The sequence below is a fragment of the Chryseobacterium defluvii genome (assembly GCF_003634775.1).
Taxonomy (GTDB): domain Bacteria; phylum Bacteroidota; class Bacteroidia; order Flavobacteriales; family Weeksellaceae; genus Chryseobacterium; species Chryseobacterium defluvii.
The window spans coordinates 41,759-58,683 of sequence record NZ_RBXB01000004.1 but is presented as its reverse complement, the minus strand read 5'-3'; the positions used below and the strand labels follow the sequence as shown (position 1 = coordinate 58,683).

General features: G+C 36.9%; 13 protein-coding genes. 6 read left to right on the top strand and 7 right to left on the bottom strand.

Annotated features, from left to right (window positions below; all coding sequences use genetic code 11):
• Window positions 1–3 precede the first annotated feature (3 nt).
• The 5 genes from nuoK (at window position 4) to BCF58_RS16700 (ending at window position 7,522) form a co-directional block, all read left to right on the top strand.
• Window positions 4–333 (top strand): NADH-quinone oxidoreductase subunit NuoK, encoded by a 330-nt coding sequence (gene nuoK / locus BCF58_RS17540; RefSeq protein WP_184191816.1) that lies wholly within the window; start codon window positions 4–6, stop codon window positions 331–333.
• Between the two features lie 3 nt (window positions 334–336).
• Window positions 337–2,250, top strand: a complete 1,914-nt coding sequence (gene nuoL, locus BCF58_RS16715; RefSeq protein WP_121462982.1) for an NADH-quinone oxidoreductase subunit L — start codon at window positions 337–339, stop codon at window positions 2,248–2,250.
• A gap of 11 nt (window positions 2,251–2,261) precedes the next feature.
• Entirely contained in the window at window positions 2,262–3,746 is a 1,485-nt protein-coding gene (locus BCF58_RS16710; protein WP_121463065.1) for a complex I subunit 4 family protein, read from the top strand.
• A 16-nt stretch (window positions 3,747–3,762) separates the two neighbouring features.
• A complete protein-coding gene (locus BCF58_RS16705) occupies window positions 3,763–5,142 on the top strand; it encodes an NADH-quinone oxidoreductase subunit N (protein WP_121462981.1) in 1,380 nt (459 codons plus the stop codon).
• 73 nt (window positions 5,143–5,215) lie between these two features.
• Window positions 5,216–7,522 (top strand): GAF domain-containing protein, encoded by a 2,307-nt coding sequence (locus BCF58_RS16700; protein WP_121462980.1) that lies wholly within the window; start codon window positions 5,216–5,218, stop codon window positions 7,520–7,522.
• On the opposite strand, the gene BCF58_RS16695 is transcribed toward BCF58_RS16700, so the two are convergent.
• Both BCF58_RS16695 and BCF58_RS16690 read right to left on the bottom strand, forming a co-directional pair.
• Entirely contained in the window at window positions 7,519–8,442 is a 924-nt protein-coding gene (locus tag BCF58_RS16695; protein ID WP_121462979.1) for a bestrophin family protein, read from the bottom strand. The two genes, BCF58_RS16700 and BCF58_RS16695, sit on opposite strands and share 4 nt — an antisense overlap.
• A gap of 18 nt (window positions 8,443–8,460) precedes the next feature.
• Window positions 8,461–9,621 (bottom strand): Pycsar system effector family protein, encoded by a 1,161-nt coding sequence (locus tag BCF58_RS16690; RefSeq protein ID WP_121462978.1) that lies wholly within the window; start codon window positions 9,619–9,621, stop codon window positions 8,461–8,463.
• A 26-nt stretch (window positions 9,622–9,647) separates the two neighbouring features.
• Between BCF58_RS16690 and BCF58_RS16685 the strand changes: the two genes are divergently transcribed.
• Window positions 9,648–13,364: a metallophosphoesterase gene (locus BCF58_RS16685; RefSeq protein WP_121462977.1), complete on the top strand. Its 3,717-nt coding sequence runs from the start codon at window positions 9,648–9,650 to the stop codon at window positions 13,362–13,364.
• A gap of 170 nt (window positions 13,365–13,534) precedes the next feature.
• Here BCF58_RS16685 and BCF58_RS16680 read toward each other — a convergent pair whose 3' ends face one another.
• The 5 genes from BCF58_RS16680 to ruvX form a co-directional block, all read right to left on the bottom strand.
• Window positions 13,535–14,413, bottom strand: coding sequence for a hypothetical protein (locus tag BCF58_RS16680; protein ID WP_228434826.1), 879 nt, complete (start codon window positions 14,411–14,413; stop codon window positions 13,535–13,537).
• Window positions 14,413–15,186 (bottom strand): nucleoside triphosphate pyrophosphohydrolase, encoded by a 774-nt coding sequence (gene mazG / locus BCF58_RS16675; RefSeq protein ID WP_121462976.1) that lies wholly within the window; start codon window positions 15,184–15,186, stop codon window positions 14,413–14,415. Before mazG ends, BCF58_RS16680 begins: the two co-directional genes overlap by 1 nt.
• 101 nt (window positions 15,187–15,287) lie before the next feature.
• Window positions 15,288–15,848 carry a DUF5606 family protein gene (locus BCF58_RS16670; RefSeq protein ID WP_121462975.1) on the bottom strand — a complete coding sequence of 187 codons (561 nt, stop codon included), beginning with the start codon at window positions 15,846–15,848 and terminating at the stop codon, window positions 15,288–15,290.
• A gap of 76 nt (window positions 15,849–15,924) precedes the next feature.
• Window positions 15,925–16,497 carry a peptide deformylase gene (def, locus tag BCF58_RS16665; protein ID WP_121462974.1) on the bottom strand — a complete coding sequence of 191 codons (573 nt, stop codon included), beginning with the start codon at window positions 16,495–16,497 and terminating at the stop codon, window positions 15,925–15,927.
• Window positions 16,494–16,910 carry a Holliday junction resolvase RuvX gene (gene ruvX / locus BCF58_RS16660; protein ID WP_121462973.1) on the bottom strand — a complete coding sequence of 139 codons (417 nt, stop codon included), beginning with the start codon at window positions 16,908–16,910 and terminating at the stop codon, window positions 16,494–16,496. The genes def and ruvX overlap by 4 nt, the downstream gene beginning before the upstream one ends.
• Window positions 16,911–16,925 lie beyond the last annotated feature (15 nt).

Here is a 16,925-nt window from a genome sequence, read left to right as displayed (position 1 = left end):
ATTATGGGAGAAGTAAATACATTCATACAAAGCATCCCTTTGGAATATTTCATTATTCTTTCGTCAGTATTATTCTGTCTGGGAGTATTGGGAGTATTGTTGAGAAAAAATGCTATTGTGATTTTAGGTTGTGTAGAGCTTATGCTTAATTCCGTAAACCTTTTATTGGCTGCTTTTTCAGCGTATAAAGGAAATGGTGACGGACAACTTTTGGTTTTCTTCATTATGGTGGTAGCTGCTGCGGAGGTAGCCGTTGGTCTGGCAATTATTGCTATGCTATATAGAAATACCCGTTCTGTAGATGTAAGTATATTTAATAAATTAAGAGGATAAGGAATGGAAAATTTAGTGTATGCAATAATACTTTTACCACTTTTAGGGTTTCTTATTAACGGTTTATTCGGGAAAAGTCTTCCAAAAATAGTAGTTGGGGTTTTAGGAACATTAGTTGTTTTTGCTTCTTTCTGTATCTCTGTCAGCCTTTTCATGGATTTCGATTCAGAAAGCCAGCCGGTAATCGTAAAAGCTTTTGAATGGTTCAGAGTAAACGGGGTTCAGATCAATTTCGGATTCCAGATCGATCAGCTTTCATTAATGATGATTATGATCATTACAGGGATCGGTTCTTTGATCCACCTGTACTCTATCGGATATATGAGCCACGATAAAGGTTTCTATAAGTTTTTTACTTATCTGAATCTATTTATCTTCTCCATGTTACTTTTGGTAATGGGAAGCAATTACCTTATCCTGTTCATCGGATGGGAAGGTGTAGGACTTTGTTCTTATTTACTGATCGGATTCTGGTATACCAACGAAGAATATGGTAAAGCGGCAAGAAAAGCTTTCATCATGAACAGAATCGGTGACCTTGCGTTACTGATCGGTATCTTCATGATCGCTTCTCAGACCAACGCTTTAGACTACCTTTCTGTAGCACAGAATGCTTCAAAATTTGAATTGGACGGAACTGTCATTATCTTCATTACGGCGAGTTTATTTATCGGTGCAACCGGTAAATCTGCTCAGGTTCCTTTATATACATGGTTACCGGATGCGATGGCCGGTCCGACTCCCGTTTCTGCGTTAATCCACGCGGCAACGATGGTAACGGCAGGTATTTATTTAGTAGTAAGATCAAACTTCTTATTTACTTTAGCACCTACTGTTCAGGGAGGCATTTTATTCATCGGGTTCCTTACTGCAGCTTTAGCAGGATTCTATGCGCTTCGTCAGAACGACATCAAAAAAGTATTGGCCTACTCTACCGTTTCACAGCTTGGATTTATGTTCATTGCTTTAGGGTTAGGAGCGTATACAACAGCAATGTTCCACGTAATGACACACGCTTTCTTTAAAGCTTTATTATTCCTGGGAGCTGGTTCTGTAATCCATGCTATGAGCAACGAACAGGATATGCGTTTCATGGGAGGACTTAAAAAAGTTATTCCGATTACTCATGCTACTTTCCTTATCGGGACATTAGCGATTTCAGGATTTCCTTTACTTTCAGGGATGATTTCCAAAGACGAAATTTTAGTAGCTGCTTTTGCTAAAAACCCTGTTTACTGGGTGATTCTGTTTATCTTGGCGGCAGTTACGGCAACCTATATGTTCAGACTGTATTATCTGACCTTCCATGGAGAATTCAGAGGTACTGAGGAACAAAAACATCACTTACATGAGAGCCCGCTCAATATGACGCTACCCTTGATCGTATTGGCCATTCTCTCTGTAATCGGGGGGTTCATTAACCTTCCTCACTTCATCGGTCACGGACATTACGCAAAATTAATGGAATGGCTGAAGCCTGTTCTTACAGAAGAAAGTTTCAAACAAATGGAAACTACCCTTTCGGGTGTAGAATTCAATACGGAAATGATTCTTTTAGGAGCTACCGTAATCATGTTCTTCTCGGTATGGTTCATCGTTAAAAACACGTATGTGAATAAGAAAAAGATGGCTCTTGCAGAAGAAAACTATACCGGATGGGAAAAGCTTTCTGCTAAAAAACTATATATTGACGAACTTTACAATGCATTAATTGTAAAAACTGTTGAAGGATTAGGACGCGGAGGAAAGATGTTTGATAAGGGTATCTTAGACCGTTTTGTAGACTTCGTGGGAGAAGGCGCTGAAGACAGCGGAAGATCTATGAAGAGGCTTCAGAACGGAAATGTAGAGAATTACATTCTTATCATGTCATTGGCAGTGGGAATTATATTAATTGTTAACTTTTTATTACAATAATAATGTCTTATATACTATTAACATTATTACTTTTACCTCTTGTAGGTTCGGGATTAACTTTTGCCTGGAATAATAAATCCAGCAAACATTTGGCGCTAGGAATTGCATTGATACAAATGCTACTTACTTTCTATGCAGTATCGGATTTCAATTTTGGTCCTACTGTAGACAGTAAGCTGCAATATGAGATCACCTATCCATGGTCACAATTTATTAAAAGCACCCTTCATTTCGGAATCGATGGAATGAGTATGCTGCTTTTATTGCTGACCAATATTTTAACGCCGATCATCATCTTATCTTCTTTCAATGAAAATGTGAGCTATAGAAATTCTTTCTACGGTTTGATCTTGCTGATGCAATTCGGATTGGTAGGAGTTTTCACTTCGCTTGACGGATTACTGTTCTACATTTTCTGGGAAGTGACTCTGATTCCGATATGGTTTATCGCCGGACTTTGGGGGCAGGAAAATAAAAGGTTGGAATTCACCACGAAATTCTTCGTATATACATTCGTGGGATCATTATTCATGTTAGCAGGATTGATCTATGTGTACAATCACTCAGCATCATTTGCTCTGACAGATTTATACAATGCTCAGCTTAATGAAACACAGCAGACAGTGGTATTCTGGTTCATTTTCTTTGCATTTGCAGTGAAATTACCGGTATTCCCTTTCCATACCTGGCAGCCCGATACCTATACCTACTCTCCTACTCAGGGATCCATGCTTTTATCAGGGATCATGCTGAAAATGGCAGTGTATGGAGTAATGCGTTACCTATTACCGATTACCCCGGTTCCGATTGCCGGAATTTCAGGGCAGATCGTAATTATCCTTGCCATTGTAGGAATTGTTCACGGAGCATTAATTGCTATTATCCAGTTTGATATGAAAAGAATCATTGCGTATTCCTCTTTTTCTCACGTAGGATTAATGGTGGCAGGAATCTTTGCTTCTGCAGTGGTAACTTTAAGGGGAACTTTCACTATTGAAGGTGCGGAAGGGGCTTTAGTACAAACTTTTGCTCACGGAATCAACGTGGTAGGTCTTTTCTACTGTTGTGATATTTTATATAAAAGATTTAAATCAAGAGACATCAGACAAATGGGAGGCTTGGCTAAAGTAGCTCCTAAATTCGCGGTGTTATTCCTGATCATTATATTAGGTTCAATGGGTGTTCCTTTAACCAACGGGTTCATCGGAGAATTCATCTTATTGAAATCAGTATACAGTTTTAATGGATTGGCAGCAATAATTGCAGGTCTTACGGTAATTCTTTGTGCTGTTTATTTATTGAGATTTTACGGAAAAGCTATGTTTGGGGAAGGAGATGAAGCTGTTCTAAGTACAGCAAAAGATTTATCAGGAGTAGAATTTTCCGTTTTGGCAAGTTTAGCAGTTTTTGTGATCCTGCTGGGGATTTTTCCTCAACCGGTCATAGAAATGGTGAGTAGTTCGTTAAAGTTTATCTACCAATCAATGGTAAGCTAATTTGATATTTTAAGAAATGAGTGTTTTAATTATTGTTTTCCTAACAGCAGTTGTTGCGTTATTTTCAGGAGTTTTTGAACAAGGGAAATTCGCAAGATATATTGGGATTTTGGGATTAATCATCGCATTATGTGTAAGCTTCATGCCGGAATGTGCGTTCTTCGAACAGTACAGGCATATGTATGAGTACACCGCAAATACTGCGTTATTCACTAAAATATCAATTGTAACGACATTATTATTATTCTTTTTGGGAGGTTTTGCATTCAGCAACCATAGAAGTCACCAGTCAGAATTATATGCATTAATGCTTTTTGCCTTGTGTGGTGGGATTATTCTTTTCGGATTCCAGAATTTGGTAACTCTTTTCTTAGGAGTTGAAATCCTTTCTATTCCGTTATATGTAATGGCGGGAGCTAATAAAACAGATTTGAGATCCAACGAAGCTTCCATTAAATATTTCTTAATGGGTGCATTCGCCACCGGTTTCTTATTGTTCGGAATTGCATTTATTTACGGAAGTGTAGGAAGTTTTGATTTATATAAAATCCATGATTTCGGAATGGCCAATCCTAACAACGTAATGATGATTTTAGGCGTTTTATTGATTCTTTGTGCATTGGCCTTCAAAGTTGCATTGGCACCTTTCCACATGTGGAGTCCTGATGTATATTACGGATCACCTTCACTGATTACTGCTTTTATGGCAAGTGTGGTAAAAATCTCAGGATTTTTCGCTTTATTCAGATTAATGACCATAGGGTTCGGAGGTGTTACAGCAGAATGGATTAATGTTTTCGGAGTATTCTTAATCATCACATTACTTTTGGCAAACGTTATGGGGCTTGCTCAAACAAATGCAAAAAGAATGTTGGCGTACTCATCCGTTTCTCACGCAGGGTACATCGGTTTGGTGTTCTTCGGAATAACAAGCCTCTCAACTTATAACCTTGCCTTCTACCTATTCGCTTACTCATTATCAACAGTGGGTGTTTTCATGTGTCTGATTTATGTAGAAAAATTAAAAAGAGAAACTTCTTTTGGAGCTTTCAAAGGATTGGCAAAAACAGAACCTTTATTGGCTACAACAGCGGCCATCTCTATGCTTTCAATGGCTGGAGTCCCGTTAACAGCAGGGTTTATGGGTAAATTTGCATTATTCTCACAAGCGATGAACGGAGCAGCATTCTTGGTGCTGATAGCAGTTTTAGGTTCCGCAGTTTCCATTGCTTATTATTTGAGACTAATCATCGCAATGTTTTTCTTTAAAGAAAGTTCATTCAGATCTTCAGAGAAAGTAACGCTTACGTACAATATTGTAGCAGTGTTTGTTATTGCTTCCATTATTCTGCTAGGTATTTTCCCTGATTTGTTTGCAAGACAGTTCGGATTATAAAAATCTCAGCATAAAAATAAAAGCACAACCTTAAAGTTGTGCTTTTTTTATAACTTTACTTTAAATTTCAGCTTTGGCCAATCTTTACAAAAAAGACGCTCCATTCCAGGTTTACATTTCATTCAAAAAATATTTGGATGTTCTTGAGCATATCCGTTATAACGATCGCCTTGAATATCGGGTGAACTATGCTGAATCTCTTATTGACAGAACCAAAAATTTTCAGGAGATCAAAAACGGCTTCCAGGATATCACTCTGTTGGAAAAGCATGAAGACCTCATCAAACTTTTGTTGGCAGATCTTTTTCCCACCGGGCTAACGATGAACGAAATCAAAGCGGCCAGTATTCCTCTTTCCAATATTACCTTCAATTATACGGAAAGGTTTAAAAATATTCTTAAAGACGCCGGAAAGGACTTTGAAATAGAACTCAGAAATATAGATGATGATGAGTTTTATGTGTTCTGCTGCTGCCTGATCTTACAGTCGTATTTTAAAAAAGATATCAAAACCTCCCTTCCCTTTTATTATGATATCCCGAATAAACAAGGGATTATGAAACATTATAAAATAACGGTAAATTCAGATTTCACGGAAATCTATCCTACGGAAAAGGCAAAAATACCTTCCGATGAGATATTGGATATGCTTTTGGAAAATCTGGATGACATCAAACTCTGGAAAAAATATTTCCCTTCTAAAACATGGGTATTGAGTGGTTTCACGATTATTTCCCTCGTAGATTGTACTTCGGAGGTTGCTTTGTCTGACCTGAAATCAAGCATGATCAAAATTGATCCTGAAAATCTGGTCCCGGATGAAAACCTGAAAGAAATTTTCAAATCTTATTTTGATGTTGCCGAACTGAATTTTGGATTGATGCTTTTCAACAGCAAGGATAATAAGCTGGAAAAAATCCCGATCTATGATAATTTTTTCACCAATCACCTGCTGGATTTCTGGATCAATTCCTTTGATGAAGAAACCCAAAAGGAAGCTTTTAACAATCTCAATTATAATTCCAAGCCCATCGTTGTTTCCAATGTAGACAACATGGATGAGGATATTAAGAAGCTAGCATCTTTTAATATTCTTAGCGATAATAATATTAAGAGTTTCATGGTGATCCCTATCATGAAAGATAATGAATTGTTGGCTGTCATGGAGTTTACTTCTTCCATTGCCAATAGTTTTAATGGTTTAAAGTTGAAAAAACTGGAGTTCTTTTCAGATATTATTATCTTCTCACTTTCCAGGTTCACTTTTGAAAGGAACAGCCAGATCGAAGCTATTATCCAACGGGAATACACAACAATCCATGACAGTGTGGTATGGAAGTTCAGAAATGAAGCTGAGAAATATTTTAATGCTTCCCTGGCTAAAAAAATGTATACTCTAAAGCAAATTTCATTTAAAAACCTTACTCCGCTCTTTGGATTTTCAGATATACGTTCTTCTTCGGAAAAACGCTTTAACCTCATGTTGGAAGACCTTAATCAGCAAATTGATTTTCTCCATGATATTTTCTCCCTGATCAATTCTGATTCTGAAAAATACTTATTGGCATTAGATGTTTTTGAAAACGAACTGAATAATGAGATCAAAGCGGATACGGAACAACGTCTCCAACGGTTACTTCGGGACGAAATTCATCCTTATTTACAGGGGAAATTAGAGGTAAAATCTTCAAAAGAGATAAAAGCAAAAATCAAGGAATACTTTTCGCAGATCTTCGCTCAAACCGATCTGTTCTACATCCATAGAAAAAGCTTGGACGATTCTATCACGCTGGTAAATCGAAAACTGGCAGATATGCTAGATGAAAGCCAAGTTAAAGCTCAGGAGATTTTTCCGCATTATTATGAAAGGTTTAAATCTGATGGTGTGGAGCATAATTTATTTATCGGAAGCAATATTGCCCCGGATCAGCATTACACGTCAAAAGTTGTTCATAAATTAAGATACTGGCAACTGAAAACCATCTGTACAATGGAAAAGGAGTTTCAAAGCTTTAAAAAAGATTTGCCCATCCCATTGGATATCGCTTCATTAATCTTTGTATACAATGAAAAGCTGGATATCCGTTTCCGTATGGATGAAAAGCGTTTTGATATTGACGGTGCCTATAATTCTTACTATGAAATCATCAAAAAGAGGCTGGATAAAGCCCATGTAAAAGATTCTTCAGAAAGGATAACCTGCCCGGGAAAAATCACCATTGTTTATTTCGGGATGGAAAACCAGAAAGAATACCTCGAATATATTTCCAAGCTTCAGAAAAAGAATATTCTTCAGGCTGATATTGAGTTTTTAAGAGTGGAGGACCTTCAGGGAATTACGGGATTACTGGCTTTGAGAGTTTCTTTGGTTCAGGATTAGTCAATAAAATAAGAATCCATTTTTTCCATTTCCTTTTGAGGAATCCCGGCCTGTTCAAAAATAGAGAACTCAATAGTTCTGCAAATGGTATTCAGTGCAAGATCGTTTTCCTCTTCTCCGAATGGTTCACCGATCTCCTGAATAATAGCATCCAGGGCAATAAAAGTATAGCTGATCAAAAGCACGATTAAAGGCATCATCCAGCCCAAAGTATCCACCAACCCGAAAGGCAGCCAGAAACAGTAAAAATAAACGGTGCGGTGTAATAAAATACTGTAAGCAAAAGGCAATGGTGTATTATGGATTCTCTCACAGCCTCCCAGAATATTTGAGAACTGGTTGAGGTGGTGATCCATAGAAGTTAAAACAATTGTATCGATATTCCCTTTTGTACTTTGTTCTTTCAGCCAATCGGCAATAAATCCTAAAATAATATTCGGGATAAATTTCTTATTTTTCAACTCTTCAAGCTGCTTTTGACTTAGCAAATGGGCAATATGTTCCGTTCCGGGCTTTTCCCTTAGCTGATAGTTCAAAGACCAACAAAATGCGGATATGAGCTTGACGATTTTTTGCTTTTCTTCTTTTGCTTCAGGAGAGCTATCATCAACAAGTGATAATATCTGCCTTGTTAAAGAACGGGCCTCAATCACAAGCAATCCCCATAACTTTCTTCCCTCCCAATAGCGGTCATAGTTCGCAGAATTACAAAACCCCATGAAGATAGCCAAGGCCAGCCCAATTAATGTAAAAATAGTGGGATTAAGGTGTACCTTATAATCGAAAATTTTCCCTTTGAAATAGTATATGGCCAGAGAAAACAACGTAATGATGATAAGCTGAGTCACTATTTTCTTAAGCACGGAACCTCTCCATATAAATAGCATTTTCAACCAGTTGGTACGCTGTCTTACAATCATTTTTACCGGATTTTGAGATTAAAGCGAAAGAAAAGCGTACCCGAATGACAGCACAGAGATAATGATTCCCGCCATAAAAATCTTATAGGTTAAAGACAAAAGCCTGTATTTCCTGTCCAAAACTTTCCCCAAAAAATATAAATCTTTTACCATGGAATCATAAATATAATCCCTGTCTTTGATCAGATCTCTCATGGCATTATTATAATCATCAAACAGCATCTGATGAAAATTCCCAAAGAATAATAAGTTCACTTTCCTGTTGGATACATCCTGATTGGTAAATCTTGTTTTGGTAACATTGGGCTTTGTAGATAATATCGCAAAAATGATCGTCAATACACTTGATAATAACAAAATAAAGCTTGGAAGAATAAGATGTGCATTTTTTGGAGTATCCAACTTTGGAACCAGAACAGAAAGACAAACCGAAATGATAATCGCATTCACCGAAAGCAAAATATTGGCCTTACTGTCCGCAATATCACTCAATCTTGTATGATTATTGAGAGTAACTCTGAACAAAGTATCGACACTTCTGTCGGATTTCGAATCTTTTTTGTTTTCTGAGCTTTCTTTCTTCTCTTCTTCTTTCTCCAATTTTTTTTCTATTTTTTTGATATTTTTCTTTTTTAAAGGTTCCCAGTTTTCTTTGGCGTAATCGGTATAATAATGATGCTTGTTTTTCAACATTTCCAGATTCCCGGCGTTCCATTCATCATTCGAATAGCATTTCACGTTGGTAAGTTCCCATTCTTTTCGTAAAGCATCTGAAATATCATTATAGTCATGGCTTGCAAAATGGCTGCAATCCGCATCCTTTACAATTTTCTCCAGCAGATTTACAGGTTCTCGATCAATTTTAGTGGCCAGAATCAATTGAGAAACATCATTGATATAATTTTCCGGGTAATTTTCGTTTTGAAGAAAATTTTTCAAAATTTCAATTCCTTTTTCTTCATGATTTTGGGCACACTCAATATAGCCTGTGTCATGAAACCATAAAGCCAGCAAAACCTTTTCCCGGTCTTCAGCCGGAACAGGTGTATTTTTCAAGATTTCCTCCGCTTTATTTACGGTATATGTTGTATGGATAAAATTATGGTAAAAATATACAGAAGATAACTTATCTTTGAATAAGGTTTCAACATAATCTTTAGCTTTGTGTAGAATATCCATTACTGAATTTTTGTTAATGTAAATGTATGAATTTATCCTTTATAACACATCTAAAAAAGTTCTCTACTCCATTTAGATTCTTACTGTTATCAGTACTTTTAGTTTCCTGTGCTACCTATAACGTAAAAAAAGGAAAAAACTTGCAGGAAGTTGAAAATTCTGATATCAGATCGGAGAAAGACTTTAAAATTTTCCTTATTGGTGATGCGGGAAATGCAGATGAAGTTCAGGCACAGCATACATTGAACTTTTTAAAGAGTAAACTCGATTCTGCCGATAAAAATTCAATGCTTATTTTCTTAGGAGATAATATTTATCCTTTGGGAATGCCGAAAGAAACGGATAAAGAATATCCATTGGCTAAAGAAAAAATGGAACATCAACTGGCCATCACCAAAAATTTCAAGGGAAAAACATTAGTCATTCCTGGAAATCATGACTGGTACCACGGATTGGATGGATTAAAAGCCCAGGAAGACTTTGTTAAAGTCTATTTAAATGATAAAAAAGCATTTCTTCCTAAAAATTCCTGCCCGATTGATGATGTAAACCTTGCAGATGATATCAAACTTATTGTTATTGATACAGAATGGGCCTTGATCAACTGGGATCAATATCCGGGAATCAATAAGAACTGCCATATCAAAACCCGTGAAGACCTTTTTGTTGAATTTAAAGACCTGATCAATAAAAACCAGGACAAAAAAATTATTGTTGCCCTGCATCACCCTGTAATCAGCAGTGGCACACACGCAGGATACACCTCTGCAAAGTCTCACCTTGCTGCTCTTAAAGGCAAAGTACCTGTTCCTGTGGTAGCCAGCCTGATCAATATTTTCAGAAGTGCTTCCGGGGCAAGTCTTGAAGACATCAATAATCAGCATTATGCAGATTTGGCCAACAGGCTGAAAAGTATTGTACAGGATAAGGAAAATGTCATTTTTGTGTCCGGTCATGACCATAATTTGCAGTATCACAAACAAAGAAATATCAGACAGATCATAAGCGGTGCCGGTTCCAAAACTGATCCTGCAACTATTGCCGAGTCCACTGACTTTTCTTATGGTGGAAGCGGATTTGCCGTTTTAAATATCCGGAAAGACCAAAGTGCGGATGTAGAATATTTTTCAACGAAGAATAACAGGTTTCAAAAACTGGCACATATCAATGTAATTGAAAAACCGAAACCTTTCATCAATAACTATCCGAATTCATTTCCTGCTATGGCTACTTCAACCATTTATCCAAAAAAATTAACGGAAAAAAGTGGATGGTACAGATGGCTTTGGGGAGAACATTATAGAAAATACTACGGAATCCCAATCGAAGCTCCAACAGCCAATATTGCTGAACTGAACGGAGGATATACTCCTTTCAGAGAGGGAGGTGGAAATCAATCGAATAGTTTAAGACTGATGTCGCAGGACGGACAGGAGTTTGTGATGAGGGGAGTTAAAAAAAGTGCAGTCCGTTTCCTGAATAATATGGCTTTCAAGAAAAGCACTTTCGGTAATGAGCTGAATAATACTTTCCCGGAAAAATTCTTGCTGGATTTTTATACGACCAACCACCCTTTCACCCCGTTTTCTGTAGGAAATATGGCTGATAAAGTGGGTATTTTCCATAGCAATCCTAAATTATACTACATTCCTAAGCAACAGGCTTTAGGGGAATATAACCAGACTTATGGTGATGAAATGTATATGATTGAAGAACGTTTTTCTTCAGATCCTAAGACGTTACAGGCTTTGGATAATGCAAAAGATATTGTCTCTACGGATGATGTGCTGAAAAACTTCACAAAAAACAGCAAGTACTCTGTTGACAAAGAATCTTACATAAGAGCAAGAGTTTTTGATATGCTGATCGGAGACTGGGACAGACATTCTGACCAGTGGAAATGGGCGGAATATAAAATCGGAGATAAAGTGGTTTATAAACCTATTCCAAGGGACAGGGATCAGGCTTTCAGTAGATATGACGGTGCTGCCTTCAAGATTATTATGAATATTCCGGCCATCCGTCACATGAAAACTTTTAAAGAGGACATAAAAAATGTGAAATGGCTGAATATGGAGCCTTACCCATTGGATCTTATATTTTTGAAAGGCGCTACTCAGGAAGAGTGGATTGCTCAGGCAAAATATATCCAGGAACATTTAACGGATAAAGATATCGATGAAGCTTTCAGCAATTTGCCTAAAGAAGTTCAGGATGCAACGATTTCAGATATCCAAAGGAAACTGAAGATCAGAAAGACCAAATTGCAGGGTTATGCTTCCAAGTATTATGATGTACTGCAGGAAAAAGTTCCGTTGGCAGGAACCGTAAATCCTGATAAATTCGTGATCACCAAAACCGGAAATTCTGTTGAAGTAAAACAGTATCAATTAGACAAAAACAAGGAAAACCCTGAATTGGTATTTGAAAAAATGTATGATGACAGCAAAACCAAAGAGCTTTGGATTTACGGGCTGGAAGATGATGATATATATGAGGTTGCAGGAGATGGAAAACCTAAGATGAATATCCGATTAGTCGGAGGGTATAACCATGATGTATATAACGTTGCTGATGGTAGAAAGGTGAAAATTTATGATTTTAAATCTCAAAAAAACACTTACAATACCCATTCAACAACAAAGCATATTTCTGATGATTATGATGTGAACACCTACAATTATAAACATCCGAAATATAGTTTCATGGCTGGTTATCCTAACGCAGATTATAATCCTGATGATGGGGTGATTATAGGAGCACTGGTCAATTATACCGTAAACAATTTCATCCGTGATCCTTTTACTCAGAAACATAGCTTAAGAGCTAATTTATATACCGCAACCGGTGGATTTAATCTGGCTTATAGAGGAATCTTTAAAAAAGCAATTTCCGGATGGGATTTTAATCTGGCTGCTTCCTACTCTACTCCACGTTTTGCAGAAAATTTCTTCGGCTTGTCCAACGAAAGCGAATATAATGAGGATGAAGTGGAAAGAGAATATAACAGGGCCAGAATTTCAAAATTCAATTTTGCACCTTCTATTTCTAAAAAAAGCTGGCTGAATCTACAGCATCAATTCCAGCTTACATTTGAAAACAATAAAGTACAGAGAAAAGGAGACCGTTTTGTAGATATTTCGCCTGATGTGAATCCTGAGGTGTTCAATGATCAGCAATTTGGAGGGGCCAATTATACATTCAGCTTTAAAAACCTGGACAATAATGCTTTTCCGACTTTAGGAATGGAATTGGTCCTGAATGCTGACTGGAAAACCAATCTTTCTAATTTTGACAAAAATTTTATTACCTTAAACGGAACATTATCTATTGATCACAGAATTGATAAAAGAGGAAACTTCGTCTTTGCCAACTCCAGTAACGTCATGTGGATCAACAACAATAATTTCGAATTTTACCAGGCTGCAAGTATCGGGGGAAATAATGGAATGAGAGCTTTCAGAAATGACAGGTTCTCCGGAAGATCTTACTTTACCAACAACTCTGAGATCCGTTGGGACTTCGGAAGGGTAAGAAATAATATTGTCCCGGTGAATATGGGTATTCTGGTAGGCTATGATATCGGACGTGTATGGAATGACCATGAAAATTCTAAAAAATGGCATCAATCCGTAGGAGGTGGATTCTGGATGAGCATTGTGGAAATGTTTTCTGCGAGGCTGAATTATTTCCACGGATCAGATGGTGGAAGAATTTCCGGAGGTGTGGGAATGACTTTTTAATATTCTTCTATTTCCAAACAGATTTTTAATATCGTTTGCCAATGAGCAGGATCATCTCGCTTTGTCATTCCGAACGTAATGCAATGAAGTGAAGAATCTCTTTGTTTTGTTGAGATTCTTCCTTCGTCAGAATGACAGTGCGACCGTTTTTACATTTGGATTAATAAAAATTAGAACGAAAACTTATACACGTTCCCACCCGTTTTTTTATCCGACTCATCAGCAATCAGCAACGTTTTATCATCCAGGAAAACAATGGCTTCTTTTTGAGAATTATGTTGTAAAGACATTTTCTGAATCTTTGATCCATTAAAATCATTTGGAGTAAATCCTGAAAGAACGTGAATATTCTTATGCGTTAGCAATACAATTTTATCTTTTGTACTGTTGATTGCAGCAGATGTAATGGCTGCATCACTATATTTTCCAGACAGCTTCAGCTTTCCGATCAGTTTCGCTTCGAAATCACCTTCTTTATTGGGAACCTGGAAAACCAGGAAGGTTCCGTCAAAACCTTTGCTTCTGTTCTTTGTGAAAAGATAGAAGTTCCCATCCATTTCTACAAAAGCCTCACAATCATATAGCCAGTTTGATTTTTTAGGCGGAAATTCAGTCTGCCCTTCATAATGGAATTTTGTGGTTTGGATTGCTTTCGTTGTTTTCTGGGTTGTATCTTTAAGATCAACTTTCACAATAGACAGATCCTGTCTGTTATTATCATTATTCCCAAAATCCCCGATATACATATTTCCCTTCGGATCAGCAGTAATATCTTCCCAATCTGTATTGTCAGCATTTTCTACTAAAACTTCGGCTATAAGATTCCCTTTTTGGTCTACGCCATAGATGATATTTTTATTTCCCTGATCTTCAATAGCCCAAGCTGTCTTTTTATCACCGGATAAAGTGATTCCCGAAACTTCTTTTAGTTTTGAGGGCAATGAAAAATCTATTTGTAAAGTATCATTTTTAACCTGTTCATGTTGAGATTTCGGATTGCAGCCCGTAAACAAAAGCGAAGTTATCGCACAGAATATATACATTTTCATTAGTTCTTATTTAAAATTTTAGCCTCTTCCCAAAGTTCATCCATTTCCTCCAAAGACATATTTTCCAGCAGCAAATTTCTTTCCAAAGCCAGCTTTTCCATTTTCTGGAATCTTGAAATGAATTTCAAATTGGTTCTTTCCAACGCGGAATCCGGATTGATTCCCGAAATTCTTGCATAATTGATCAAGGAAAAGAAGACATCACCCAATTCCTGTTCTTTTTTATGAGGATCGGTTTCATCATGGAATTCTTTGATTTCCTCATCTACTTTTTTCCAGGCATCTTCCGCATCATGAAATTCAAAACCGATCCCTTTTACCTTATCCTGGATTCTATAAGCTTTTACAAGGCTTGGAAGACTTTTCGGAACACCTCCTAGAATAGATGCATTCCCCTCCTTTAATTTTAGCTTTTCCCAATTCTGCTTTACTTCCTCTTCATCTTTCACCTTGGTGTCACCGTAAATATGAGGGTGACGAAAAATCAGCTTTTCATTTAAAGAATTGATCACATCAGCAATATCAAAACTTTCCTTTTCCGAACCAATCTTAGCATAGAAAACCAAGTGAAGCAATACATCGCCCAACTCCTTTTTGATCTCCTGCAGATCTTCCTGCAAAATAGCATCTGAAAGTTCATAAGTCTCTTCAAGCGTTAAATGGCGAAGCGACTGTAAGGTTTGTTTCTGATCCCACGGACATTTTTCACGCAGATCATCCATAATATCCAATAGCCTTCCGAAAGCTTCTAGTTTTTCCTGTTTGGTATTCATAGGTAATGGGAATTCAATCCCACAAATTTACGTGTAAAAAATGAAAAACCTTGTTAAGAAAACTCTCAACAAGGCTTTTATTTTTTAGTTCGGGTAATTGATTATCCCTGTTTTCTGTGTGTACTTTTAGGAGCTGATTTTGCAGCAGAAGTGGCTTTTACTTTCGGAGCTGCAGGTTTTTCAGCTTTTGGAGCTGCTTTTTTAGGAGCTGCTTTTTCAGTTACTTCCACTTCTTCCTGAGCAGGATCCAACGTTTCAGGCTCAGCTTTTACAAAGCTTTCAGGAGTAATATATCCTGCTTTTTGAAGGATATTATACCATTGTGCCAGCTTCTTGATGTCTGATGCATATACTCTTTCCGTGTCATAATTAGGAAGAGAAGCCGTCATGAATTCTTTTAAATCCGCATCAGAAGACTTATGAGAAATGGTTTCCTTATAATCGTGGTTTTTGGCAATATTTTCAAAAACTTCAAACAAAGGAACTTCTTTATCAAAGGTAAACATTGCGATATTGTCCAGTAAACTCACCTGGCTGGAGTTTCCTATACTCACTTTTTTCTTGGTTGTAACATCTTCAATAATGAATCCGCTTCTTAATTGAGAAACTAATTTGTAAAGTCCTGGCTTTCCAGAGATTGAAATTATTTTTTCTAACAGCATAATTTTATTTTTAAAATTTCAGCAATCAGCAATGCGTTTGCTTTTATATTATTTTTTACTTCTTATTATTTTACAATTATTTTGGAAATCTCATTTTGTAATTAATGCTTACATCACCCTGAGAGATTTTACTCAATTTTCCTTTCACGAGCTTCTTTTTTAAAGCACTCAGATGATCGGTAAATAAGATTCCTTCAATGTGATCATATTCATGTTGAATTACGCGGGCTCTAATATCGGAAAAAGTTTCTGTATGCTTCACAAAATTTTCATCATAATATTCGATCACAATCGTACTTTTTCTTTTTACGTCTTCTCTTACATCAGGAATAGAAAGACACCCTTCATTAAATTTCCATTCTTCACCGGATTCTTCAAGAATTTGGGCGTTGATGAAAACTTTTTTGAATTCTGCTAATTCATCCTTAATATCATCATAATCCTCATCTTCCGCCAAAGGAGATACATCTACTACAAACAGTCGAATATCCAGTCCGATCTGAGGAGCAGCCAAACCTATGCCATTGGCGCTGTACATCGTCTCAAACATATTATCGATGAGTTCCTGCAGCTCCGGATAATCTTTATCGATATCCTTGGCTACTTTTCTCAAAACAGGGTCCCCAAAGGCTCTTATTGGTAAAATCATGTTGTTCTTTGTTCTAAAAAATTCTGCAATATAATGGTTGCACTTACTTTATCTATTAATCCTTTTTCCTGTCTCTGTTTTTTATTTTTCCCGCTTTGGGATATAAAAAACGAAGCCATCCTGGATGTAAATCTTTCGTCGAATCGGTGAACAGGAATGTCTGGAAATTCTTTTTCAAACTCTTCAATGAATTTCAGAATATCGGTTTCCACTTCCGAAATATTTCCCTTCAAATCTACAGGAAGCCCTACAACGATCTCTTCTACATTATGTATGCTGAAATATTTCTTTAAAAATTCCAGTATCAATTTTGTATCCACCGTATCCAGGCCACTTGCAATAATCTGCATGTCATCTGTTGCAGCAATACCACAACGTGCCTTTCCATAGTCTATTGCAAGGATTTGTCCCATAGGTTTGCAAATTTA

Excerpts from the sequence above, each read along its gene's own strand:
- BCF58_RS16690 (WP_121462978.1), bottom strand. The coding sequence starts at position 9,621 with ATGGATATTCTACACAAAGCTAAAGATTATGTTGAAACCTTATTCAAA.
- nuoK (WP_184191816.1), top strand. The coding sequence starts at position 4 with ATGGGAGAAGTAAATACATTCATACAAAGCATCCCTTTGGAATATTTC.
- nuoL (WP_121462982.1), top strand. The coding sequence starts at position 337 with ATGGAAAATTTAGTGTATGCAATAATACTTTTACCACTTTTAGGGTTT.
- BCF58_RS16685 (WP_121462977.1), top strand. The coding sequence starts at position 9,648 with ATGAATTTATCCTTTATAACACATCTAAAAAAGTTCTCTACTCCATTT.
- BCF58_RS16705 (WP_121462981.1), top strand. The coding sequence starts at position 3,763 with ATGAGTGTTTTAATTATTGTTTTCCTAACAGCAGTTGTTGCGTTATTT.
- BCF58_RS16670 (WP_121462975.1), bottom strand. The coding sequence starts at position 15,848 with ATGCTGTTAGAAAAAATAATTTCAATCTCTGGAAAGCCAGGACTTTAC.
- mazG (WP_121462976.1), bottom strand. The coding sequence starts at position 15,186 with ATGAATACCAAACAGGAAAAACTAGAAGCTTTCGGAAGGCTATTGGAT.
- def (WP_121462974.1), bottom strand. The coding sequence starts at position 16,497 with ATGATTTTACCAATAAGAGCCTTTGGGGACCCTGTTTTGAGAAAAGTA.
- BCF58_RS16695 (WP_121462979.1), bottom strand. The coding sequence starts at position 8,442 with ATGATTGTAAGACAGCGTACCAACTGGTTGAAAATGCTATTTATATGG.
- ruvX (WP_121462973.1), bottom strand. The coding sequence starts at position 16,910 with ATGGGACAAATCCTTGCAATAGACTATGGAAAGGCACGTTGTGGTATT.
- BCF58_RS16680 (WP_228434826.1), bottom strand. The coding sequence starts at position 14,413 with ATGAAAATGTATATATTCTGTGCGATAACTTCGCTTTTGTTTACGGGC.